The sequence below is a fragment of the Amycolatopsis sp. NPDC004368 genome, from assembly GCF_053602515.1.
Map to the genome: position 1 here is coordinate 148,008 of NZ_JBSGDT010000010.1, position 22,408 is coordinate 170,415.

The following is a 22,408-nucleotide window of genomic DNA, read 5'->3' on the forward strand; positions in this document are numbered from 1 at the left end:
CTCCGTCTACCGGAAGGTGTGCCGTGCCCGCAGCCGTGCCCGAGCCGACGGCCCGTTACGAGTCCTTCAGCCACGAAGCGCTGGCCGCGCAGGTCGAGCAGGACAACGACCCCGTGGCCGCCGGCCAGGCCGGGGCGCGCTGGACCGAGCTGGCGCGCCGGTTCGAGGACTCCGCCGCTTCGCTCGCCGCGCTCTCGGCAGGCAGTGAAGAAACGTGGCAGGGCGAAGCGGGCGACGCGATGCGTGCGGTGCTCGCCCGTGCGGCGGGCTGGCTGGGGGAGTCGGCCGCGGTGTCCACTGTGGTCGGTGACTCCGTGGCGGGGCAGGCCGACGTCGCCGCGCGGGCCCGGGCCGAGATGCCGCCACCGGTGGAGTTCGACCCGGCGGCGATGATCCGCTCGGCCGCGGCGAGCGGCGACGTCCTGCGGCTGGCCGGGTTGTCGTTCGAACTGGACGCGCGCCGCGCCGAAGCCGAAGCGGCGCGGCAGAAGGCGATCGATGTCGTGCGCACCCGCGACACGGCGTTGCATGCCTTGGTCCCGGGCGTCGCGTTCCCGGACACGCCCGCTCTGGGTTCGGGGCCGGCTTGATCCGGCTCTCCGCGTCGGGCTTCGACGTGGTGTGGCACGACCTGGGGCTCGGCCGCGTGCCGGTGCCGCTGGCGGTGCCCGGCGTCGGCGCGACGGAAGCCGAGCGCGCGGCCGTGCGCGACGAGGTCTACCGCGGCCTGACCGACCGTGGCCTCTTCGACGGCCGGCTCGCCCCCGAGCTGGAAGACCGGTTGCGGCTGCTCGGCGGCGGTACGCGCTACGTCGCGTGCGAAGCCCTGGTGGACATGACCGCAGACACGCCGTTCCGCGCCGTGACCGCCGTGCGCGGCCGCGGCGGGGTGCTGGCGGTGCAGCCCGAACGGACGGTGGGGCTGAGCGGGATCCGCGAGGGGGAGCTCGTTTCGGCGCTCGTGGAGGTGCTGCCGGAGCTGTCGGCCGGGCCCGGGTTCGGGGTGAGCCTGCCGGCCGGGGGCTTCGACGCCACGTCGCCGGCCGCGGCACGCCAGGCCGAGGAGGTGGCGGGGATCCAGGCGCGGCCGGTGTTCGCGGCGGGCCAGTTCAGCGTCTACGAGCGCGAAAACGGCCGGCTCGTGCGCCTCGGCGGCCTGACGTGGTTCGACACGGACGCCGGCGCGTACTCCGCCTCGGTGTCGGGCGGGCGGGGCGGGCAGGACTGGGTGAACGTCGCCCCCGTCGACGGGCCCCGGCTCGGGGAACGCGTCCTGGCGCTGTTCGGCTGACCGGGATCAGGCCAGGTCGAGCAGGTTCGTCACGGTCACCGCGATGTCGTGCAGCACCAGACGGCTGCGCAGCTCGCGCACGCCGTGCTCGCGCTTGAGGCGGTCGACGACCGTCTCGAACTCCGCGGGGTCGAGGCAGGCGAGCCGCAGCTGGTAGTCGTACTCCCCGGTCATCCGCGCCCCCGAGACGACCTGCGGGATGTCGGCCAGACCCTGCTCGAACGCGGTGCGGTCGACGTCGGCGCGCAGCCGGATGTCGCTGACCATCGTGAGGCCGCGGCCCAGCGCGGCGGGGTCCAGCTCGGCGCGGAAACCCCGGATCACCCCGTCGGCCCGTAGGCGGCGCACCCGGTCCGCGACGGTGTTGGCGGACAGGCGCACCTGCTTGCTGAGCTCGTTGTAGGTGATCCTGGCGTCCTGGTCCAGCAGCCTGACGAGTGCGCGGTCGATGGCGTCCACGTCCTCGATTGTGCGGAACTCGGTGGTCCGGGGCAAGAGCCGAGGAAAGCTCGGCAGATCGCCGCTCTGGTCCGTGATTTCCGAGCCACTCGCGGTGTGATCCCTGGAAACGTACGGGGCATGCAAGTGCTGCTGCCGCCCGTTCTCCCCGTGTTCTCCGTCCTGCTCGTGACCGTTGCCCAGCGCCGGTTCGGCCACCGCCTCGGCGGCCGGCTCGTCGGGCTGCCGACCACGACGTTCCCGTTCCTGATCGTCCTCGTGCTCCTCGACGGCACCGGGGCCGCGGCGCAGGCCGCTCGCGGGACGGTGGCGGGCCAGCTCGTGGTCGCTTGCCTTCTGCCTCGCCTACGGGCGACTCGGCGGCCGGCTGCGCACCCCCGCGTCCGCCGTCGTGATCGCGCTGGTCGTGGCGGGTGGTGCGTTCGCGATCGCGGCGGAACCGCGGTCCCCGTGGGCTGCGGCCGGTCTCACCGGGGCGGTGGCGATCGGGGGTCTCGCGGCGTGGCCGCCGGTGCCCGCCCCGGTCGTGGCGGCTCACGGGCCGCGCTGGGAGGTGCCGGTGCGCGTGGTCGCCGCGGCCGGCGTCGTGACGACGCTGGCGGTGCTGGCCCGGGTGCTCGGACCGCAGGCCGCGGGTTTGCTCGCGTGCACGCCGGTCGTGCTGTCGATCCCGGCCCCGACGACGCACCGCGGTCCGGGGTTCCCGGCCGCCGAGACCCTGGTGCGCTCGGCTTTGCGGTCCCTGCCCGCGACCCTGGCGTTCACCGTGGTCGCAGCCGCGTGCCTGGTGCCGCTCGGCCCGGTGGCGGCCTTCGGCCTGGCATCGGCCGCGTTGCTCGTCGTCGATCACCTGACCGGCCGGCTGCCTGTGGCACAACCTGGCCGAGCGGCTGGGCGGACCCACTCGGCCGGTGATTCCGCGTGACATTTCTCCTCGCACCGGGTGGAATGCGAAGCCGGACGGCGAGGTTGTGGCCGAGGAGCGATGGCGAAGGAGAAGATGGTGACCAGCGTCGATGTAGCGGACACCGAGTCCGGGGCGGTCGAGCGCCGCGACCGGGCCGGGGTGCGCCTGCGCTGGCGGACCGTCTTCCACTGGGCCGTCGTGGCCGTCGCGTTGGGCTACCTCATCTGGCGGGTCCCGGAACTGGCCGGGCAGTTCGAGCAGCTCGACCACGTGGCCTGGGCCTGGGTCGCCGCGGCCGGGCTGTCCGGGCTCGCGGCACTGGCCGTCTACGGTGAGCTGCACCGCCAGCTGCTGCTGGTCGGCGGCGCGCACGTGCCGCCGTCGGCCGTGCAGGGCATCACCTTCGCGCAGAACGCCGTCTCCACCACCGTTCCCGTGGTCGGCGGGGCCGGGTCGCTCGCCTACGCCATCGCCCAGCTGCGCCGCCGCGGGGTCGACAGCGCGCTGGCCGCGTGGGCGGTCCTGCTGGCCGGGATGATCACCACGGTGCTGCTCATCGTGCTGGGCTGCCTCGGCCTCGCCTGGGCCGGGCGAGTGCCGGCGCCGCTCGCGGTGCCCGCGGCCGTGGTCGTCGCGGGCGGGTCCACCGGCGTGTGGCTGCTGCTGACGCACCCGGCGGTCCTGCAACGCGGCCTGACGTCCCTGCTCCGCCTCTTCGGCCGCACCCCCGGTTCCTGCCCGACGTGCCGCAAGACCTGGCTTGAAAAGGCCGACGCCGCGGCGCTGCAGCTGTCGCAACGCGTCGCGCGCTTGCGTCCCGGCGGCGCCCGGTGGAGCGTCCTGCTGGTACTCGCGCTCGGCAGCTGGGGATTCGACTTCTTCGCGCTCATCGCCAGCGCCGAGGGCACCGGCACGCACATCCGCTGGGACGTCCTCGCCGTCGGCTTCCTGGTCGTGCAGGCCAGCATCGCCCTCCAGATCCTTCCCGGCGGCGCCGGCCTCGCCGAAGCGGGCCTGCTCGGCGTGCTGGTCGCCGCGGGTGTGCCGGCCGCGCCCGCCGCCGCGACCGTGCTGATCTACCGCGCGATCAGCTGGGCCGGGCTGTCGCTGGTCGGCTGGGTCGTCTACGCGCTGCAGCCCCACACCACGCCGGCCCACCGGCACCGATCGGGCGAGCCCGCCGTGGCGCCGTCGATGCCGGCCGCCTGACTCCTCCCACCGAGCCGCATCGGCGTCCCCACCCGGCCCCACGCGATTCCCCACCGGCCCCCCGACGGTCCCCCACCGCGCCCCACCCGGTTCCCCACCGGTCCCCACGCAGGGGACTCCCGGTCGTCACGCTGCCGTCCGCAGGACGTCCGGGCACGCGGTGGGGTTGCTCCGGCACCCCGGTGCGGGGGATCTTGGCCACGGCCCCCCACCCGGCCCCCACCAGGCCCCACAGCGCTGACCTGCGCAAACGCGTGACACGACGGGGTTAACGAGCAGCCGGTCGCGTTGACTGTGGTGAAAAGTGGGGTACGGTGGTGACCAGTGGGGCAGAAGGGAGCCCCGGGGCCGGAGCCGGGTGGTTCGCCAACCGGAGCCGGTAGGGGAGGTGGAGGTCGGTGTTCCTCGGCACCCACACCCCGAAGCTGGACGACAAAGGGCGGCTCGCGCTGCCCGCGAAGTTCCGCGACGCCTTGGCCGGCGGGCTGATGCTCACCAAGGGGCAGGACCACTGCCTCTTCGTCTTCCCCCGCGCCGAGTTCGAGCAGATGGCGCGCAAGGTCGCCGATGCCCCGTTCACGAACGAGGCGGTTCGGGCCTACCAGCGCTACCTGTTCGCCGGAACGGACGAACAACGCCCGGACGGGCAGGGCCGCATCACCATCGCGCCCGAGCTCCGCCGCTATGCCGGGTTGAACAAGGAGTGCGTGGTGATCGGTGCGATCACCAGGTTGGAGATCTGGGACGCCCAAGCGTGGCAGGGCTACCTGGAGGAACACGAGGACAGCTACGCGAAGGCTCAAGAGGAAGTTCTACCGGGCGTCTTCTAGGGGACACGGACACCGGGGCACCTGCGTCGTCGGGGGACGCGGGTCCGCAGTGGCCGTGGAGCCGGAAGCGTCGGCGCGGATGCCGTGAGGCCTCTGTCCGCTCTTTGGCCCTGGCGCACCTTCCCCGGTGCCAGGTCGGACCGCGGGCGGGCAGGGACCTGACGGCATCCGCCGTATGTTCCCCGGGAGCACGGCGCAGGAAAGGGGGAGGGGCATGACGACCGAGCACGAGCACGTTCCGGTGCTGCTGGATCGCATCGTCGAGCTGTTCACCCCGGCGCTGGCCGACCGCGACGCGGTGCTGGTCGACGCGACCGTCGGCCTCGGCGGCCACTCCGACGCGCTCCTGGAGACCTTTCCCCGCTTGCGGTTGGTCGCGCTGGACCGCGATCCCGCCGCGCTCGAGCGCTCCGGCGAGCGGCTCGCGCGGCACGGTGACCGCGTCGACCTGGTCCACACCGTCTACGACGGACTCCCCGAAGCGCTCGCCGGGCTCGGACTGTCCCGTGCGGACGGCATCCTCTTCGACCTCGGCGTCTCCTCGATGCAGCTGGACCGCGCCGAGCGCGGCTTCGCGTACTCCAAGGACTCGCCGCTCGACATGCGCATGGACCCGACCACCGGGTTCACCGCCGCCGACGTGCTCAACACCTACGCGCCGGGCGAGCTGATCCGGATCCTGCGCGACTACGGCGAAGAGCGCTTCGCACAACGGATCGTGCGGGCGGTCGTCGCCGAGCGGGAGAAGGAACCGTTCACGCGCAGCGCGCGGCTCGTGGAACTGCTCTACGACGCCGTGCCCGCCGCGAGCCGCCGCACCGGCGGGCACCCGGCCAAGCGCACGTTCCAGGCGCTGCGGATCGAGGTCAACGGCGAGCTGGAAGTGCTGCGGCGGGCGATGCCGGCCGCGCTCTCGGCGCTCGCGATGGACGGCCGCATCGTCGTGGAGTCCTACCAATCCCTCGAAGACCGGCTGGTGAAGCAGGCCTTCGCGGACCTGGCGAAGTCGCGGACCCCGGAGGGGCTGCCGGTCGAGCTGCCCGGCCACGGCCCCGAGCTGAAACTCCTGACCCGAGGAGCCGAGAAGGCAGACGAACGCGAGATCGAGCACAACCCCAGGGCCGCCTCAGTGCGGCTGCGGGCAGCACAGAGGATCGGAGAGCCGCGATGACCGCACCCACGAAGTCCCGCCGCCGCTCCGGCGCGCCGGCGACGCGCCGGAGCGCGCAAGCGGCGACCACGGTCGAGCAGGAGCCGCAGACCACCGGCGAGCAGCCGGAAGCCTCGCCGCGCCGATCGTCGCGCGGCCGCACCTCGGCCGCCGAGCGGGCGTACGCGCGCCGCGCGCAGCGGGCCGACCTGCTGCAGCAGCGCGAGCCGAAGAAGCCCGCGGTCCGGGTCGAGCGCGCCGAGCCCGTGGTCAAGGTCAAGCCGAAGCGGCAGCTGCTGCGCTGGCCGCGCTCGCGGGCCTCGTTCGTGCTCGTGATGATGGGATTGCTGGCCGTCGGCGTCGCCTCCACGCTGTGGCTGACCACGCAGGCCATCGCCGACTCCTACCGGCTCGAGCAGCTGCGCACCACCAACGCGAGCCTGGCCGAGGCGAAGGACCGGCTCGAGCGCGACGTCGCGAAGGCGCAGTCGCCCGCGTCACTGGCGCCGGCCGCGAAGCAGCTGGGCATGGTGCCCGGCGGTGACCCGGCCCGCATCGTCGTGGGGCCGGACGGCAAGACCACGGTCGTCGGCGAGCCGACGAAGGCCCAGCCCGCGGCCGGGTCGACCGCGGAAACGCCGCAGCAACCGGGCACCACCGGCCAGCAGCCCGCCTCGGGGCAGCAAGAGGGCGGCATCGAGGGCGACCTGCCGTCGGCGGGGCAGTGATGGTGGCTTCGGGGGCGAGCCGGGCGCGCGCCGCGGGCAGCGCCCGGCGCACCTATGCCGCCGGCACGCGCCGCGCGGTGGCCAAGCGCGGCAACGGCGGGCAGCGCAGCCGCTTCTCGGCGGTGCGCATCCTGCTGGTGGCGCTCATGGTCATCGCGGGCGTGAAGCTCGTGCAGGTGCAGTGGTTCGAGGCGCCCACGCTCTCGGCCGCGGCCGAGCGGCAGCGCAGCCTCACCATCGACATCCCGGCGCAGCGCGGGTCCATTGTGGACCGCAACGGCAACAAGCTCGCCTTCAGCGTGGAAACCCGCACGCTGTCGGTGAACCTGCGCGTGCTGCACAAGACGATGGACGACTACGCGAAGAAGAACCCCGCGAAGGGGCGGAACTTCGAAACGGAGGTCACCGCCGCGGCCAAGTACATCGCCGCGAAGGTCCCGAACCTGACCACCGAGCAGGAACTGCTCACGAAGCTGCACAAGCCGCAGTCGTTCACCTACCTCGTGGACAACGTCGAACCTTCGGTGGCCACGGACATCGTGAAGCAGTTCGCGTGGATCGGCGTCGAGAACCGGGCCATGCGCGAGTACCCGGGTGACACGCTGGCGTCGAACATCGTCGGCCTCGCCAACTGGCGCATGGACGACGCCGACGTGTCCAAACACAACCTCCACGGTGTGGTCGGGCTGGAGCAGTCGCGCGACAACGACCTGGCGGGCACGCCGGGCCGGGAGATCGTGAACACCCAGAACGGCAACGACAACCTGTACCTGCCGGGCTCGGAACACGTGCTGCAGGCGGCCATTCCCGGTTCGGACCTCGAGCTCACCATCGACTCGGACCTGCAGTACGAGCTGCAGCGGCAGCTGAGCGACTACGTCGCCCAATCGCACGCCAAGGGCGGCCAGGCCGTGATCATGGACTCGAAGACCGGCGAGATCTACGCGCTGGCCGACGACAAGACGTTCAACCCGAACGACCAGTCGACGTTCCAGGACGAGCTGCTCAACGACCGCGCGGTCACCACGCCGTACGAACCGGGCTCGGTGAACAAGATCGTCACGGCCACCGCGGCCATCGACGAGGGCATCGCCACGCCGGAGTCGACGATCCCGGTGCCCGGCGAGATCAAGATCGCCGACCGCACGGTGCACGACGCCTGGGTGCACGGCACGCAGAACTTCACCACCACCGGGATCTTCGCCAAGTCGTCCAACGTGGGCACGCTCGAGCTGGCGCAGAAGATCGGCCCGGACCACTACTCGGACCTGCTCAAGAAGTTCGGCATCGGCCAGCGCACCGGCCTCGGCCTGCCGGGTGAGAGCCCGGGTTACGTGCCGCCGCGCAGCCAGTGGTCGGCGAGCACGTTCGGCAACCTGCCGATCGGGCAGGGCCTGTCGATGACCGTGGTGCAGATGGCCGGCATGTACCAGGCCATCGCCAACGACGGCGTGCGCGTGCCGCCGCGGATCGTGAAGGCGAAGAAGAACCCGGACGGCACGGTCGTGCCGGAGCCGGCCCCGAAGCCGGTGCAGGTGGTCAGCCCGCAGACGGCGAAGACGGTGCGCGACATGCTGCGCGCGGTGGTGCAGAACGCCAAGAGCCCCAACTCGGGCACGGCGCCGTCGGCCGCGCTGGAGGGCTACCAGATCTCGGGCAAGACGGGCACCGGTCAGCAGGTCGACCCGCGCACGAAGGCCTACAGCCAGAGCCTGGCCAACATCACCTTCGCCGGCATCCTGCCCGCCGACCACCCGCGCTTCGTCGTCGGCATCCGCCTCGACGCGCCGGACACCACGTTGCCCGCCGGGCATTCCGCGGGTCCGCTGTTCCACTCCATCGCCTCGTACCTGACGCAGCGCTACCAGATCCCGCTGTCCGACGGCCCGTCGCCGGAGGTCCCGCTCATCATCCCGTGACGCCCCGGTGACAGTTCCGCGGACTCTTACCGGGCATCAGGACGACGTCGGCGAGGGCCGCCTCGCGCGCGTGAAACCACGCTGCGGGGCGGCCTTCGGCGTAGTGGTCCACCGGTCTGCGACCGGCACCCGCGACGGGCGTCTCTGATTCCGGTGATCGCGCCACGACAGGACCGGAAATCCGCCGCCATTGCCCGCCGAGGGGTTTCCGCGTCGCGTGAAACCACGCACCGCGGCGGCCCGTTCCGTGGGTTTCCGCCCGCGATAGTCCACATCGGCTGGTGGCGGCCGGCCGAAACGCTTGTCCCGCAACGACGTTGTGCCCGTCACATAGCACACCCGAGGGCCGTGAGCGCGTTCGCCGTACCGCCTTGGGGCACCCGATCGCGCTCTCGGTAACCTCTCGGGCGTGTCCGTGTCCTCGTCCAAGCCCCAGAGCGGGCCGGCTGCCTCGTCGCTGCCGGAAAGCCCGGTGAAGGCGGTCGCCGCACCGCCTCGCCCGGCCCGGATCGACCCGGTCCCGCTGGCCACGCTGCTCGCCCGCGCGGGCGCCCGGCTGATCGCCGAGAGCCCCGAGGCCGCCGACCTCACCGTCACCGGGACCACGCTGCGTGCGCAGCACGTGCTGCCGGGCGACCTGTTCGCCGGCCTGCCCGGCGCGCGCGCCCACGGCGCCGACTTCAGCGACCAGGCTGTGGCCGCCGGTGCGGCAGCCGTGCTCACCGACGCCCAGGGCGCCGAGCGGCCCGCGCTGCGCGACGCCGGCATCCCGGTGCTGGTGCACCCGGACCCGCGCGCCGCGCTGGGCGAGATGGCCGCCTGGATCTACGGGGAGCCGTCGCTGCGGCTGTCGGTGCTCGGGGTCACCGGCACGTCGGGCAAGACCACCACCTCCTACCTCGTCGACGCGGGGCTGCGGGCCGCCGGCCTGACCACGGGCCTGATCGGCACGGTCGAGACGCGCATCGCGGGCGAACGCCTGGTCAGCGGCTTCACCACGCCGGAGGCGCCCGATCTGCAGGCGCTGCTCGCGGTGATGCTGGAGCGCGGCGTGACCCACGTGCCGATGGAGGTGTCGAGCCACGCGCTCGCGCTGGGTCGCGTCAACGGCACCCGCTTCGCGGTGGGCGCGTTCACGAACCTCTCGCAGGACCACCTCGACTTCCACCACGACATGGAGGAGTACTTCGCCGCCAAGTCGCTGCTGTTCGACGGCCGCTCGACCACCGAGGTCGTGGTCGTGGACAGCGCGTGGGGCCGGGCGCTGCTCACCCCGCAGACGGTGACGGTGTCGATCGAGCAGGGCGTCAACGCCGCGTGGCGGGCCGCCGACATCGAGGCGACGCCGGCGGGGGAGCAGACCTTCACCCTGCTCGGCCCGGACGGCCGCGCGCTCGCGGCGAAGATCCCGCTGCCCGGCACGTTCAACGTGGCCAACGCCGTGCTCGCCGCCGGGATCCTGGGCAGCGCCGGCGTCGCCCCCGCCGACATCGTGGCCGGTCTCGCCGCCGTCGAGGTGCCCGGCCGGATGGAACGTGTGTACCTGGGCCAGGACTTCGCCGCCGTCGTCGATTACGCGCACAAGCCCGCGGCCGTCGCGCAGGGGCTCGACGCGCTGCGCGCCCGGACCGACGGCCGCATCATCACCGTGCTCGGCTGCGGTGGCGACCGCGACATGGCCAAGCGCCCGATGATGGGCGAGGAAGCCGTGCGCCGCAGCGACGTGCTGATCGTGACCGACGACAACCCGCGGTCGGAGGACCCCGCGCTGATCCGCGCGGCGATGCTCCAGGGCGCCCGCGGCGTCGGGCCGTCCCAGGGCGGGGAGGTCGTGGAGATCGGCGACCGCCGCGAGGCCATCACCCACGCCGTGTCGCTCGCCCGCGCGGGCGACATCGTCTTCATCGCCGGCAAGGGCCACGAGACCGGCCAGGAGGTCCGGGGTGTCGTGCACCCGTTCTCCGACCGCGACGAACTCGAGGCCGCCATCCGCAAGCATCTCGAGGTGACCGCGTGATCGAGCTCAGCCTGGCCGAAATCGCCGACGTCGTCGGCGGCCGGCTGCACGCGGCCGACGGTGCGCAGCTCGTCACGGGCACCGTCGAGTTCGACACCCGCAAGGTCGGCACCGGCGGCTTGTTCGTCGCGCTGCCCGGCGAGCGCGTCGACGGCCACGACTTCGCCGCCAAGGCCGTGGCGGCCGGTGCCGTCGCCGTGCTGGCCGGGCGTGAGGTCGACGCCCCCGCGATCGTCGTGCCGCCCTTGACCGAGGGCCAGGCGCACGAACGATCGGTGGCGCTCGCCGGCGACACGGACGGGTCCGGTGCCGCGGTGCTGGCCGCGCTCGCGAAGCTGGCCAACCACGTCGTCGGCCGGCTCGCCGCCGAGGGCCTCACGGTCGTGGCGCTCACCGGCTCGTCCGGCAAGACCTCGACCAAGGACGTCATCGCGCAGCTGCTGGAGCCGATGGGCCCGACGGTCGCGCCGCCCGGGTCGTTCAACAGCGAGCTGGGGCACCCGTGGACCGCGTTGCGCGCCGACCGCGCCACGAAGTACCTGGTGCTGGAGATGTCCGCGCGCGGCATGGGGCACATCGCCGACGCCGCCGCCATCACCCCGCCGCGCATCGGCGCCGTGCTCAACGTCGGCAGCGCGCACGTCGGGGAGTTCGGCTCGCGCGACGCCATCGCGAAGGCCAAGGGCGAGCTCGTGGAGGCGCTCCCGAGCGCCGAGCAGGGCGGCGTCGCCGTGCTGAACTTCGACGACCCGCTGGTCGCCGCCATGGCGAGCCGCACGAGCGCCCGCGTGGTGGGGGTCGGCGAGACCGCCTCGGCCCACGTCCGGGCCGCCGACATCCGGCTCGACGCCGAGGCCCGCGCGTCGTTCCGGCTGGTCACCCCGGCCGGCGAAGCGCAGGTCACGCTGCCGCTGCACGGCGAGCACCAGGTCGGCAACGCGCTCTCGGCCGCCGCGATCGCGCTGGAGCTCGGCGCGACGCCGGGTGAGGTCGCGCAGCGGCTGTCCACGCTCGAACGCCGCTCGGCCCACCGCATGGCGGTCACCACCCGCGCCGACGGTGTCACCGTCCTCAACGACGCGTACAACGCCAACCCGGAGTCGGTGCGCGCCGCGCTGAAGGCGCTCGCCTCGATGCAGCGCACCGGCCGCCGCGCGTGGGCCGTGCTCGGGGTGATGGCGGAACTCGGCACCGACTCCGTGGCCGAGCACGACGCCATCGGCCGCCTCGTGGTGCGTCTCAACATCGACAAGCTCGTGGTGATCGGCGACGAGGCCGCGCCGATGCACCAGGGGGCCTCGCAGGAGGGCTCGTGGAACGAGGAGTCGGTGCAGGTACCCGATGCCGACGCCGCCGTCGCCCTGCTGCATGATCAGCTCCGTCCCGGGGACGTGGTGCTGGTCAAGGCCTCCAACTCCGCCGGCCTCTGGCGGGTGGCCGAAGCGCTGCTGGCCGATGACACCCCCGAACGCGAAACCCCCGAACGCGACACCTCCGAAAACACTGCCTCTCCGAATCCCCCCTCCTCCTCCGAACGCTCGAACGGTGGTCACGCGTGATCAACATCCTGATCGCGGCCGCGGCGGGTCTGCTGGTCTCCATCCTGCTCACGCCCTACCTGATCCGGGTTTTCTCCCGGCAGGGCTTCGGGCAGGAGATCCGCGAAGAAGGCCCGCAGGGCCACAAGTCGAAGCGCGGCACCCCGACGATGGGTGGTGTCGCGATCATCATCGCGATGGTCGTCGGCTACTTCGTCGCGCACCTGATCAGCTGGCTCGGCAACTCCCACAGCTCGGCGCCCTCCGCGTCGGGCCTGCTCGTGCTGATGCTGGCCGTGGGCCTCGGCATCGTCGGCTTCCTCGACGACTTCATCAAGATCCGCAAGCAGCGCAACCTCGGCCTGAACAAGACCGCGAAGCTCGTGGGCCAGCTCGTGGTCACGATCCTGTTCGCGGTGCTGTCGCTGCAGTTCGCCGACGAGCACGGCCTCACGCCCGCGTCGCAGAGCCTTTCCTACGTGCGTGACCTGGCGCTGATCACGTTCCCGTGGATCGTCTTCGTGATCTTCTGCTACGTGGTCATCTCCGGCTGGTCGAACGCGGTGAACTTCACCGATGGCCTCGACGGCCTCGCCGGCGGCGCCGCCGCGATGGTGCTGGCCACCTACGTGATCATCTCCTTCTGGCAGGCCCGCCTCTCGTGCGCCGACGGCCCCACCACCGCGTGTTACGACGTGCGCGACCCGCTGGACCTCGCCGTGGTCGCCGCCGCGGCGACCGGCGCGTGTGTCGGCTTCCTGTGGTGGAACGCGGCCCCGGCCAAGATCTTCATGGGCGACACCGGTTCGCTGGCGCTGGGCGGCCTGGTCGCCGGCCTGTCGATGACCACCCGCACCGAGCTGCTCGCCATCGTGATCGGCGGCCTGTTCATGGTCGAGATGATCTCGGTGGTCACGCAGATCGCGGTGTTCCGCACCACGCGGCGAAGGCTCTTCCGGATGGCGCCCTTCCACCACCACTTCGAGCTCGCCGGGTGGGCGGAAACCACGGTGATCATCCGGTTCTGGCTGCTCTCGGCTATCTGCTGCATGTTCGGCCTGGGGCTGTTCTACAGCGAGCAGCTCGGCGTCGGGAGCTAGGTCTTGACCGGCAAGGAGCTCCTGCTCGACGGCAAGTCCGTGCTCGTGGCGGGCGCCGGGGTCACCGGGAAGTCGGTGGTGCCGGTGCTGCGCGGGCTCGGGGCCCACGTCACGGTGACCGATGGAAACGCCGACCGGCTCGAAGAGCTGGCGGGCCTCGGCGCCGAGCTGGTGCCGGGCCTGACCGAACCCCCGCCGGGCACGGCGCTCGTGGTGACCAGCCCGGGCTGGTCACCGACGTCGCCGCTGCTGGTGGCCGCGGCCGCGGCCGGGATCGAGGTGATCGGCGACGTGGAGCTGGCCTGGCGTCTCGGGCAGCTGCGCGAGCACCCGCCGTCGTGGCTGGTGATCACCGGCACGAACGGCAAGACCACCACCGTCGGCATGCTGGAGTCGATGCTGCGCGCGGGTGGGGTCGACGCCGTGGCCTGCGGGAACGTCGGCTACGCGGTGCTCGACGCCGTGCGGGCCGGCCACGCCGTGCTCGCCGTGGAGCTCTCCAGCTTCCAGCTGCACTGGTCCTCCACGCTCGCGCCCGACGCGTCGGTGGTGCTCAACCTCGCCGAGGATCACATCGACTGGCACGGCTCGATGGAGGAGTACGGTGCCGCGAAGGGCCGGGTCCACGAGCGTTCGCGCGTGGTCGTGCACAACGCCGACGACGGGTGGTCCACCCGCCTCGCCGAGCAGCACGCGTCCGAGCGCGCCCGCCGCGTCGGCTTCCGGCTGGACACGCCGTACGCCGGTGAGCTCGGGATCGTCGAGGATCTGCTGGTGGACCGGGCGTTCGTCGCCGACCCCGCGACGAGCGCGGAAGAACTCGCAACGATCGCCGACGTCCGCCCGGCCGGGCCGCACAACGTGGCCAATGCGCTGGCCGCGGCCGCCCTCGCGCGCGCCCACGGCGTGAGCACCGAAGCCGTGCTGCGCGGGCTGCGCGAGTACGAGCCGGCGCCGCACCGCGCGCAGGAGGTCGCCGAGATCGGCGGCGTGCGCTACGTGAACGACTCGAAGGCGACCAACCCCCACGCCGCGAGTGGTTCGCTGCGCGCCCACGAGAGCATCGTGTGGATCGCCGGGGGCCAGCTCAAGGGCTCCTCGGTCGACGAACTCGTGGCCCGGATCGCTGGCCGGCTGCGCGGAGTTGTGCTACTCGGCGTCGATTCACCCGTGATCGCAGCCGCGGTTGCGCGACACGCGCCGGATGTCCCGGTGAACCGCCTCCGTCCGGGTGACGATGAACCCATGACTGCGGCGGTGGATGCGGCCAGCGCGATGGCTCGCCCTGGTGACGTGGTGCTGCTCGCGCCCGCCGCCGCCTCGTTGGACATGTTCCGCAACTACGGCGAGCGCGGCGACGCGTTCATCGCGGCGGTGCGAGTCCTGGCGGGCGGTGCGGCGGGGGCGGCGAATGACGGCAGTTGACGAGAAGCGGATCCAGGACCGGCCCGAGCGGCCGAACCGGCGCGAGCGCAAGGTAAGCCCGTTCGTGGCTTTCCGCACCGCGCTCACGGCGTGGCTCTCGCGGCCGCTGGCGTCGTTCCACCTCGTGCTCGCCCTGACCGGCGTGCTCACCGTGATCGGCATCGTGATGGTGCTGTCGGCGTCGTCGGTGACCTCCTACGACCCGAGCACCGGCAGCAGCGTGTACTCGCTGTTCTACCGCCAGCTGATGTTCGTGGCGATCGGCACCGTGGTGTTCTGGGTCGGCCTGCGGATCAAGCTCGAGCGCATCCGCCGGATGTCGGCGACCATGGTGGTGATCTGCCTCGGCCTGCTGATGCTGGTGCTCACGCCGCTCGGTTCCACCGTCAACGGCTCGCAGGGCTGGTTCAAGCTCGGTGTGTTCACGTTCCAGCCGGTGGAGGCCGCGAAGGTCGCGCTGGCGTTCTGGGGCGCGCACATCCTGGTGATCAAGTACAACGTGATCCACCAGTGGCGCCACCTGCTCGTGCCGGTCGTCCCGGTCGCACTCGTGATGTTCGCCCTGGTCATGCTGCAACCCGACCTGGGCGGCACGGTCACGCTCGCCGTGGTGCTGCTGGCGCTGCTGTGGTTCGCGGGCGCGCCGAAGCGGCTCTTCGGGGTGATCATGGCCGGTGGCCTCGCCGGCGTGCTGGTGCTGGCGATCATCGCGCCGTACCGGCTCGACCGCGTGCTGTCGTTCCTGTCGCCGGACACCGATCTCAGCTCCGCCGGCTACCAGGCCAACCAGGCGAAGCTCGCGCTCGCCGACGGCGGACTGTTCGGCAAGGGTCTGGGCCAGGGCGCGTCCAACTGGGGCTACCTGCCCAACGTGCAGAACGACTTCATCTTCGCCCTCGTCGGCGAGGAGCTCGGTTTCGTCGGCTGCGCCGTGGTGCTCGCCCTGTACTCGCTGGTCGCGGTGGTCGGGCTGCGGATCGCCACGCGCAACATCGATCCGTGGATCCGGATCGTCGCGGGCACGCTCACGATGTTCCTGGTCGCGCAGGCCGCCATCAACATCGGCTACGTCGTGGGCCTGCTGCCCGTCACCGGTGTCACGCTGCCGTTGATCTCCTACGGCGGCACCTCGCTGCTCATCACGATGCTCATCATGGGGGTGCTCGCCAACGCCGCCCGGCACGAACCGGAGGCGGTGGCCGCACTGCGGTCGCAAGGCCCGGGTAAATTCGGACGCCTGCTGCGGCTGCCCGCGCCCGACCCGTACCGCCCGCCCACGACCACCCGCAAGGGCCAGGCCGGGCGGGGGACCGGTTCGGGGGCCAAGGCGGCCCGGCCGGCGCCTCGCGCGGCCCGGCCCGCACCGGCGCAGGAGCGGCGCAGGTCGGTCCGCCAGCCGACGCGGCGCAGCACCGCCGCGCGGACGACGAACGCGGCGCGGACAACAGCGAACCGCGGTGCCAGGGGCACCGCGAACCGGAGAGGTCATTGGTGAGTAACCCCGTCAAGGGAGCCGAGCGATCCCCCTCGGGCAAGGTGCCCGTGGTGGTCGTCGCCGGTGGTGGCACCGCAGGACACATCGAACCCGCGCTCGCCCTGGCCGACGCCGTGAAGCGCCTGCGCCCCGACGCTAAGGTGATCGCGCTGGGCACGCAGCGCGGCCTGGAGAACAAGCTCGTGCCGGCGCGTGGTTATCCGCTGGAGCTCATCCCGCCGGTGCCGCTGCCGCGCAAGCCGACCCCGGAGCTGCTGCGGCTGCCGCTGAAGGTGCGCGACTCCGTGCGCCAGACCCGCGAGGTGCTCCAGCGCGTGGGCGCGGACGTGGTGGTGGGCTTCGGCGGGTACGTCGCGCTGCCGGCCTACCTGGCCGCCCGCGGCCGCACGCCGATCGTGGTGCACGAAGCCAACCAGTCACCAGGCCTGGCCAACAAGGTGGGCGCCCGTTTCGCCGCGCGCGTCGCCGTGGCCGTGCCCGGCACGCCGCTGCCGAAGGCCGAGGTCGTGGGGATCCCGCTGCGCCGCTCGATCACCTCGCTCGACCGCGCCGCGCTGCGCGCCGAGGCCCGCGAGTTCTTCGGGCTCGACCCCGACGCCCCGACGCTGCTGGTGTTCGGCGGCTCGCAGGGCGCGCAGTCGATCAACAGCGCCGTGTCCGGTGCCGCGAAGGAGCTGGCCGAGGCCGGCGTCGGCGTGCTGCACGCCCACGGCCCGAAGAACACGTTGGTGGTGCAGGAGTTCCCGGGCCGGCCGGCGTACGTGCCGGTGCCGTACCTGGAACGCATGGACCTCGCCTACGCCGCGGCCGACGCGGTGCTGTGCCGTTCGGGCGCGATGACCGCGGCCGAGGTGTCGGCCGTCGGGCTGCCCGCCGTGTTCGTGCCGCTGCCGCACGGCAACGGCGAGCAGGCCACGAACGCTCGGCCGGCCGTCGACGCCGGTGCCGCCTACCTGGTGCCCGACGCCGAGCTGACCCCGGCCAAGGTGGCCGAGCTGGTGGTGCCGCTGATCACCGACCCGGAACGCGTCGCGAAGATGAGCGAGGCCGCCGTGGGCATGGGACACCGCGAGGCCGACGAGACGCTCGCCAAGATCGTGCTGGAGGCCGCAGGTGCCTGAGCTGCCCGAAGAACTGCGCCGCGCGCACCTGATCGGCATCGGCGGTGCCGGCATGTCCGGCATCGCGCGGATCCTGCTGGCCCGCGGGGCGGCCGTGTCCGGTTCGGACGCCAAGGAGTCGCGGGCGCTGCTGTCGCTGCGCGCCCAGGGCGCCGAGCTGTTCGTGGGCCAGCGCGCGGAGAACCTCGACGAGCTCGCCGAGCCGCCGTCGGCCGTCGTGGTGTCCACGGCGATCAAGGAGTCGAACCCGGAGCTGGCCGCGGCCCGGGCGAAGAACATCCCGGTGCTGCACCGCGCGCAGGCGCTCGCCGGGCTGATGGAGGGCCACCGCGTGGCGTGCATCGCCGGCACGCACGGCAAGACGTCGACCACGTCGATGCTCACCGTGGCGCTGCAGCACTGCCGGCTCGACCCGTCGTTCGCCATCGGCGGCGACCTCAACGAGTCGGGTGCCAACGCCCACCACGGCGAAGGTGGCGTGTTCGTCGCGGAGGCCGACGAGAGCGACGGTTCGTTCCTGACGTATTCGCCGTCGGTCGCCGTGGTGACCAACGTCGAACCCGACCACCTCGACCACCACGGCACGGCCGAGGCGTACGTGAAGGTGTTCACGGAGTTCGTCGGGCGCCTGCAGCCGGGTGGTCTGCTCGTGGTGTGCGCCGACGACCCGGGCGCCGCGGCACTGGGCGAGCAGGCGGCCGCCGAGGGTGTGCGCGTGCGCCGCTACGGCCGCACGGCGACCGGTGAAGGCGACGCGCGCGTGCTGGACTACAAACCCGCCCCGGACGGCGGCCAGGTGCGCCTGGCACTCGACGGTGAAGAGCTCGACCTGCGGGTCGCCGTGCCGGGGGAGCACATGGCCCTCAACGCGGTCGCGGCGCTGCTGGCCGGCCTCGAGCTGGGCGCGCCGGCGGCCGGGCTGGCCGAGGGACTCGCCGCGTTCGGTGGCGTGCGCCGGCGGTTCGAGTTCAAGGGCCGCTCGGGCGATGTGCGTGTGTACGACGACTACGCCCACCACCCGACGGAGGTGGCCGCGCAGCTCAAGGCCGTGCGCACGGCCGCGGGGCTGGGCCGGGTGCTGGTGGTGTTCCAGCCGCACCTGTACTCGCGCACGCAGACGTTCTCGGCCGAGTTCGCCGAGGCGCTCTCGCTGGCCGACGAGGTCGTGGTGCTCGAGGTGTACGGCGCGCGCGAAGAGCCGGTGCCGGGCGTGACGGGTGCGCTGATCGCCGACGGCGTGACGAGCCCCGTGCACTACCAGCCCGCGTTCGACCTCGCGGCGAAGCTCGTGGCCGACCTCGTGAAGCCGGGAGATCTCGTGGTGACCATGGGCGCCGGCGACGTGACGCAGCTGGGCCCGGAGATCCTGGCCGAGCTCGACCGCAGGACCGCGGACGCATGACCTCGACCAGGGAGCGCCGCAACCCGCCCTCGTCCGAGGAGGACGAGCGGGATCGCGCTGCCCTGGCCCGGGCCCGGCGGGGCCGGCGGTCGGAGGAGGAGCGCGCCCGGACCCGCTCGAGCCGTTCGGCGCCGCCGCGGTCGAGCCGGGCGGCCCGGGCCGAGAGCCTGCGGGCGCGCCCCACGCGCAAGAAGGAGATCCGGCGCCGCTGGGTCGCGCTGCTGGTGGTCGTCACGCTCGTGGCCCTGGGCTACCTGCTGTTCTTCAGCTCGATGCTCGGGGTGAAGGACGTGGCGGTGCAGGGCGCGAAAACCGTGTCGGCCGACCAGATCCGCGCCGTGGCCGCCGTGCCGGTCGACAAACCGATGCTGCTCGTCGACGTCGACGGGATCCGCGACCGCGTGGCCGGGATGTCCGGCGTCGCGACGGTCGACGTGTCGCGGTCTTGGCCCAGCACCGTCGAGATCTCGGTGACCGAGCGCACGGCCATCGCGTTCTTCGACAGCGGCCCCGGCGGTGACGGCGTGCACCTGGTCGACGGCGGCGGGGTCGTGTTCAAGACCGTGACGTCGCGCCCGGCTGGGCTGCCGGAGTTGAAGCTGCCCAAGGTGTCGGCCGACGACCCGGTGACCCGCGCCGTGACCGCCGTGCTCGGCGTGATCCCGCAGGCGCTGCTCAAGCAGGTCACCACCGCGACGGCGCAGACGCCGGCCAGCGTGCAGTTCACGCTCACCGACGGCAAGACCGTGCGCTGGGGCGACGCCGGGAAGACCGACCGCAAGGCGAAGGTTCTTGCCGCGCTGCTCACGCAGAAGGGCAAGGTCTACGACGTCTCGGCGCCCGAGCTGCCGACCATCACGTCCTGATTTCCTGGCTCCCCTTCTCCGTATGCTGTACGCTGTTTAATTCCGTACGGCCTACGAAAGGGAGTGGTGCGGGTGCCGATCCTGGTGACGGGTGCGACCGGCAACGTCGGGCGGCTCGTGGTCGACGAACTCCTGGCGCGTGGCGCGGCGGTGCGCGCGCTGACGAAGGATCCCGAGCGGGCGGCGTTGCCGAGCGGCGTCGAGGTGGTCGTGGGGTCGCTCGCCCGGCCCTCGACGTTGCCCGCGGCGCTCGCCGGGGTCGAGGACGTGTACCTCGCGCCGATGGCGCGCACGGTCACGCGCTTCTGCGAGCTCGCGGCCGACGCGGGCGTGCGGCGGGTGGTCGCATTGTCGGGCAGCAGCCTGGGCGACGACACGGCCGGCTCGAGCGGTCCCGAGTTCGCGGCGGTGGAGGCCGCGGTGACGGCGGCGGGGTTCGCGCGGACGTTCCTGCGGCCGGGCGTGTTCATGACCAACTCGCTCGGCTGGCTGGAACCCCTTCGTGCGCACGGCGAAATCCGCACCGCCTACGCCGAGGCGACGCAGACGCCGATCGACCTCTCCGACATCGCGGCCGTCGCCGCGCACGTGCTCACCACCGAGGGCCACGACGGGCGCACGTATGTCCTCAGTGGACCGGAAGCGCTCAGTTTGCGGGAAATGGCGGGGAAGATCGCCGAGGCGATCGGCCGGCCCGTGCCGTTCGTGGAGCTGACCCGCGAGCAGCAGTACGCCGAATGGCTCGCGCTCGGGATCCCGGGTGAGATCGCCGGCTGGCTGCTCGACGGGTTCGCCGCCGTGGTGGCGCACCCGCAGGTGCCGACCGGGGTGGTCGAGCAGCTGCTGGGCCGGCGCGGGGTGACCTACTCCGAGTGGGCCGCGCGGGCGTTCTCAGTGGTCGGCTGACCGGCGTTCGGTCGTCCACCACGCCAGCGCGACCAGCGGGATGACGGCGCCGAGCACGGACACGGCCGGCCAGCCGCCCAGGTGGTAGAGGACCGAGCCGACCTCCGACCCGATCGCCCCGCCCACGAAGAACGTGGCCAGGTAGATGCTGTTCACGCGGGCGCGGGCGTTCGGGTCGAGCTGGTAGATCACGTGCTGGCCGGAAACCATGGTGGTCTGCACGGCCATGTCGAGGGCGATGGCCGCCACGGCGAGCAGGATCACGCTGTGCGCGCCGAACCCGCCGATCGCGAAGGCCGCCGCGCACAGCACGAACGACGCGCCGGTGGCGATGCGGCCGTGGCCGTGGTCGGCCCAGCGGCCCGCCAGCGGGGCGATCGCGGCGCCCGCCGCGCCGACGAGCGCGAACAGCCCCACGCCGAGCTGCGAGTAGTGGAACGGCGCCGCGGTGAGCACGAACGAGATCGTGGTCCAGAACGCGCTGAACACCGAGTACAGCGCCGCCTGGTACAGCGCGCGGCGGCGCAGCGCGGGGTGGTCGCGGGCCAGCCGCAGCGTCGAGCGCAGCAGCTCTCCATAGTGGACGGACGTCTTGGGCGCTCGGCGCGGCAGGCTGAAGCGCAGCGCCACGGCCAGGACCGCCATCAGTCCGGCGGAGATGAGGAACACGACCCGCCAGGTCGTGACTTCCGCCAGCAGGCTCGCCGCGACGCGCGAGAGCAGGATGCCGAACAGCAGCCCGCTCATGACGCGGCCGACGATGCGCCCACGCACCGCGTCGGGGGAGAGGTCGGCCGTGAGCGGGATCAGGATCTGCACCACCACCGACGTGGACCCGGCGATGAGCGAGGCGATGAGCAGCACGGAGAACTGCGGTGCCAGCCCCGTCGCCACCAGTCCGGCGCACGCGATGGCCAGCAGCAACGACACCAGGCTGCGGTTCTCGACGCGGTCGCCGAGCGGCACGATCAGCAGCATGCCGGCCGCGTACCCGATCTGCGTGGCGGTGACCACACCACCGGCCGCCGCCTCGCCCACGCCGAAGGTGCCGCGCAGTTCGTTGAGCAAGGGCTGGGCGTAGTACAGGTTCGCCACCGTCAGCCCGCACGACACGGCGAGCAACAGCACGAGCCACGAGGGCGGCGCCTGCTTCGGCACGGCGGGGGACGCGGTCTCGGCTTCGGGCTGGGTCACGGGTACCTCGTTCTCGACAACCGGAACAACCGGTTTCGAGCCTAACAGCGGGTCAGCGGGTGGCCGGGGTGATCTTCACGACCCGGCCACGGTGGCGGTACGCCGGATTTCGGGCGGGGTGTCGGGGTCATCCGGAGCCTGGTCCGGCCACTGTGGACAGTGTGTCTCCCGCGCGGCCGGTACGGCGACTCGCCAGCGGTCCGCCTCAACCATGCCGACCGGAAAAGAAAAGCTCCGTGGGGGACAGGAATTCCCCCACGGAGCCACCAGCGCGGCGGGGCCTCAGGCTCCGGCCTCACCACGGCAACCGAAGCGGCGGCAGGAAAGCGCCCCCGCTCCGGCGAGCTCAGGCGAGTGCCGCGTCCATCGTGATCGTGGTGCCGGCCAGCGCCTTGGTGACCGGGCAGGTCTTCTCGGCGGTCTCGGCGAGCTCCGCGAACTGCTCGGGCGTCACGCCGTCGAGCTTGGCGCGCAGCGTGATCGCGATGCCGCTGATCTCGAAGCCGCCGCCCTTCGCCGGGCCGAGGGTGACCTCGGCGGAGACGTCGATGGACTCCGCCTCGAGCTGCTGGGCCTCGAGCACACCCGAGAGGTTCATCGCGAGGCACGAGGAGTGCGCGGCGGCGATGAGCTCTTCGGGGCTGGTCTGGCCGTCGGGGTTGCCCGAGCGGGTCGGGAACGACACGTCGAACGTGCCGGCGTTGGACGAGTCGAGCGTGACCTCGCCCTTGCCCTTCTGCAATCCGCCGGTCCAGTGGGTCGTCGCGTCACGGCTGGGCACAACTGCCTCCTCGGTGCTGGATCCCCGGGGGCGGGGATCGCTTCTGAGGACAAACATAGTGCGCAATGAG

Annotated in this window: 20 protein-coding genes; 17 read left to right on the plus strand and 3 right to left on the minus strand. The window is 72.5% G+C overall.

The window, feature by feature from the left end; translation table 11 throughout:
• Positions 1 to 23: 23 nt before the first annotated feature.
• On the plus strand, positions 24 to 590 hold the full coding sequence (locus ACWEOE_RS17265) for a PPE domain-containing protein (protein ID WP_452009810.1): 567 nt from the start codon (positions 24 to 26) through the stop codon (positions 588 to 590).
• A complete protein-coding gene (locus ACWEOE_RS17270) occupies positions 587 to 1,291 on the plus strand; it encodes an ESX secretion-associated protein EspG (protein ID WP_452009812.1) in 705 nt (234 codons plus the stop codon). The genes ACWEOE_RS17265 and ACWEOE_RS17270 overlap by 4 nt, the downstream gene beginning before the upstream one ends.
• Before the next feature lie 6 nt (positions 1,292 to 1,297).
• Here ACWEOE_RS17270 and ACWEOE_RS17275 read toward each other — a convergent pair whose 3' ends face one another.
• A complete protein-coding gene (locus ACWEOE_RS17275) occupies positions 1,298 to 1,750 on the minus strand; it encodes an Lrp/AsnC family transcriptional regulator (protein ID WP_452009815.1) in 453 nt (150 codons plus the stop codon).
• Between the two features lie 391 nt (positions 1,751 to 2,141).
• Between ACWEOE_RS17275 and ACWEOE_RS17280 the strand changes: the two genes are divergently transcribed.
• The 15 genes from ACWEOE_RS17280 to ACWEOE_RS17350 all read left to right on the plus strand — a co-directional run bounded on the left by ACWEOE_RS17280 (position 2,142) and on the right by ACWEOE_RS17350 (position 20,363).
• A complete protein-coding gene (locus tag ACWEOE_RS17280; RefSeq protein WP_452009817.1) occupies positions 2,142 to 2,675 on the plus strand; it encodes a hypothetical protein in 534 nt (177 codons plus the stop codon).
• 60 nt (positions 2,676 to 2,735) lie between these two features.
• The gene (locus ACWEOE_RS17285; RefSeq protein WP_452009820.1) at positions 2,736 to 3,866 is read left to right on the plus strand and encodes a lysylphosphatidylglycerol synthase transmembrane domain-containing protein; all 1,131 of its coding nucleotides are present in this window, start codon (positions 2,736 to 2,738) and stop codon (positions 3,864 to 3,866) included.
• A 398-nt stretch (positions 3,867 to 4,264) separates the two neighbouring features.
• Positions 4,265 to 4,696: a division/cell wall cluster transcriptional repressor MraZ gene (mraZ, locus tag ACWEOE_RS17290; protein WP_452009822.1), complete on the plus strand. Its 432-nt coding sequence runs from the start codon at positions 4,265 to 4,267 to the stop codon at positions 4,694 to 4,696.
• 214 nt (positions 4,697 to 4,910) lie between these two features.
• The gene (rsmH, locus tag ACWEOE_RS17295) at positions 4,911 to 5,867 is read left to right on the plus strand and encodes a 16S rRNA (cytosine(1402)-N(4))-methyltransferase RsmH (protein ID WP_452009825.1); all 957 of its coding nucleotides are present in this window, start codon (positions 4,911 to 4,913) and stop codon (positions 5,865 to 5,867) included.
• The gene (locus tag ACWEOE_RS17300; protein WP_452009828.1) at positions 5,864 to 6,574 is read left to right on the plus strand and encodes a hypothetical protein; all 711 of its coding nucleotides are present in this window, start codon (positions 5,864 to 5,866) and stop codon (positions 6,572 to 6,574) included. The genes rsmH and ACWEOE_RS17300 overlap by 4 nt, the downstream gene beginning before the upstream one ends.
• Positions 6,574 to 8,493, plus strand: coding sequence for a peptidoglycan D,D-transpeptidase FtsI family protein (locus ACWEOE_RS17305; protein ID WP_452009830.1), 1,920 nt, complete (start codon positions 6,574 to 6,576; stop codon positions 8,491 to 8,493). The genes ACWEOE_RS17300 and ACWEOE_RS17305 overlap by 1 nt, the downstream gene beginning before the upstream one ends.
• Positions 8,494 to 8,965: 472 nt before the next feature.
• The gene (locus tag ACWEOE_RS17310) at positions 8,966 to 10,510 is read left to right on the plus strand and encodes a UDP-N-acetylmuramoyl-L-alanyl-D-glutamate--2,6-diaminopimelate ligase (protein WP_452009973.1); all 1,545 of its coding nucleotides are present in this window, start codon (positions 8,966 to 8,968) and stop codon (positions 10,508 to 10,510) included.
• Positions 10,507 to 12,069: a UDP-N-acetylmuramoyl-tripeptide--D-alanyl-D-alanine ligase gene (locus ACWEOE_RS17315; RefSeq protein WP_452009833.1), complete on the plus strand. Its 1,563-nt coding sequence runs from the start codon at positions 10,507 to 10,509 to the stop codon at positions 12,067 to 12,069. Before ACWEOE_RS17310 ends, ACWEOE_RS17315 begins: the two co-directional genes overlap by 4 nt.
• The gene (gene mraY / locus ACWEOE_RS17320; protein ID WP_220242233.1) at positions 12,066 to 13,148 is read left to right on the plus strand and encodes a phospho-N-acetylmuramoyl-pentapeptide-transferase; all 1,083 of its coding nucleotides are present in this window, start codon (positions 12,066 to 12,068) and stop codon (positions 13,146 to 13,148) included. The genes ACWEOE_RS17315 and mraY overlap by 4 nt, the downstream gene beginning before the upstream one ends.
• A gap of 3 nt (positions 13,149 to 13,151) precedes the next feature.
• Positions 13,152 to 14,573, plus strand: coding sequence for a UDP-N-acetylmuramoyl-L-alanine--D-glutamate ligase (murD, locus tag ACWEOE_RS17325; RefSeq protein WP_452009837.1), 1,422 nt, complete (start codon positions 13,152 to 13,154; stop codon positions 14,571 to 14,573).
• Positions 14,560 to 16,068, plus strand: a complete 1,509-nt coding sequence (ftsW, locus tag ACWEOE_RS17330; protein WP_452009840.1) for a putative lipid II flippase FtsW — start codon at positions 14,560 to 14,562, stop codon at positions 16,066 to 16,068. Before murD ends, ftsW begins: the two co-directional genes overlap by 14 nt.
• Positions 16,065 to 17,189, plus strand: coding sequence for an undecaprenyldiphospho-muramoylpentapeptide beta-N-acetylglucosaminyltransferase (murG, locus tag ACWEOE_RS17335; protein ID WP_452009843.1), 1,125 nt, complete (start codon positions 16,065 to 16,067; stop codon positions 17,187 to 17,189). Before ftsW ends, murG begins: the two co-directional genes overlap by 4 nt.
• A complete protein-coding gene (gene murC / locus ACWEOE_RS17340; RefSeq protein WP_452009845.1) occupies positions 17,182 to 18,591 on the plus strand; it encodes a UDP-N-acetylmuramate--L-alanine ligase in 1,410 nt (469 codons plus the stop codon). The genes murG and murC overlap by 8 nt, the downstream gene beginning before the upstream one ends.
• Positions 18,588 to 19,457, plus strand: a complete 870-nt coding sequence (locus ACWEOE_RS17345; protein ID WP_452009847.1) for a cell division protein FtsQ/DivIB — start codon at positions 18,588 to 18,590, stop codon at positions 19,455 to 19,457. The genes murC and ACWEOE_RS17345 overlap by 4 nt, the downstream gene beginning before the upstream one ends.
• Positions 19,458 to 19,529: 72 nt before the next feature.
• Positions 19,530 to 20,363: an NAD(P)H-binding protein gene (locus tag ACWEOE_RS17350; RefSeq protein WP_452009849.1), complete on the plus strand. Its 834-nt coding sequence runs from the start codon at positions 19,530 to 19,532 to the stop codon at positions 20,361 to 20,363.
• Here ACWEOE_RS17350 and ACWEOE_RS17355 read toward each other — a convergent pair.
• Positions 20,349 to 21,557: an MFS transporter gene (locus ACWEOE_RS17355; protein ID WP_452009851.1), complete on the minus strand. Its 1,209-nt coding sequence runs from the start codon at positions 21,555 to 21,557 to the stop codon at positions 20,349 to 20,351. The genes ACWEOE_RS17350 and ACWEOE_RS17355 overlap by 15 nt on opposite strands.
• 346 nt (positions 21,558 to 21,903) lie before the next feature.
• Positions 21,904 to 22,338 (minus strand): OsmC family peroxiredoxin, encoded by a 435-nt coding sequence (locus ACWEOE_RS17360; protein WP_452009854.1) that lies wholly within the window; start codon positions 22,336 to 22,338, stop codon positions 21,904 to 21,906.
• Between the last annotated feature and the right edge of the window lie 70 nt (positions 22,339 to 22,408).

What these genes read in the sequence shown, in the direction of transcription:
- ACWEOE_RS17305 (WP_452009830.1), top strand. Translation starts at nt 6,574, where the DNA reads ATGGTGGCTTCGGGGGCGAGCCGGGCGCGCGCCGCGGGCAGCGCCCGG.
- ACWEOE_RS17285 (WP_452009820.1), top strand. Translation starts at nt 2,736, where the DNA reads ATGGCGAAGGAGAAGATGGTGACCAGCGTCGATGTAGCGGACACCGAG.
- ACWEOE_RS17300 (WP_452009828.1), top strand. Translation starts at nt 5,864, where the DNA reads ATGACCGCACCCACGAAGTCCCGCCGCCGCTCCGGCGCGCCGGCGACG.
- ACWEOE_RS17345 (WP_452009847.1), top strand. Translation starts at nt 18,588, where the DNA reads ATGACCTCGACCAGGGAGCGCCGCAACCCGCCCTCGTCCGAGGAGGAC.
- ftsW (WP_452009840.1), top strand. Translation starts at nt 14,560, where the DNA reads ATGACGGCAGTTGACGAGAAGCGGATCCAGGACCGGCCCGAGCGGCCG.
- rsmH (WP_452009825.1), top strand. Translation starts at nt 4,911, where the DNA reads ATGACGACCGAGCACGAGCACGTTCCGGTGCTGCTGGATCGCATCGTC.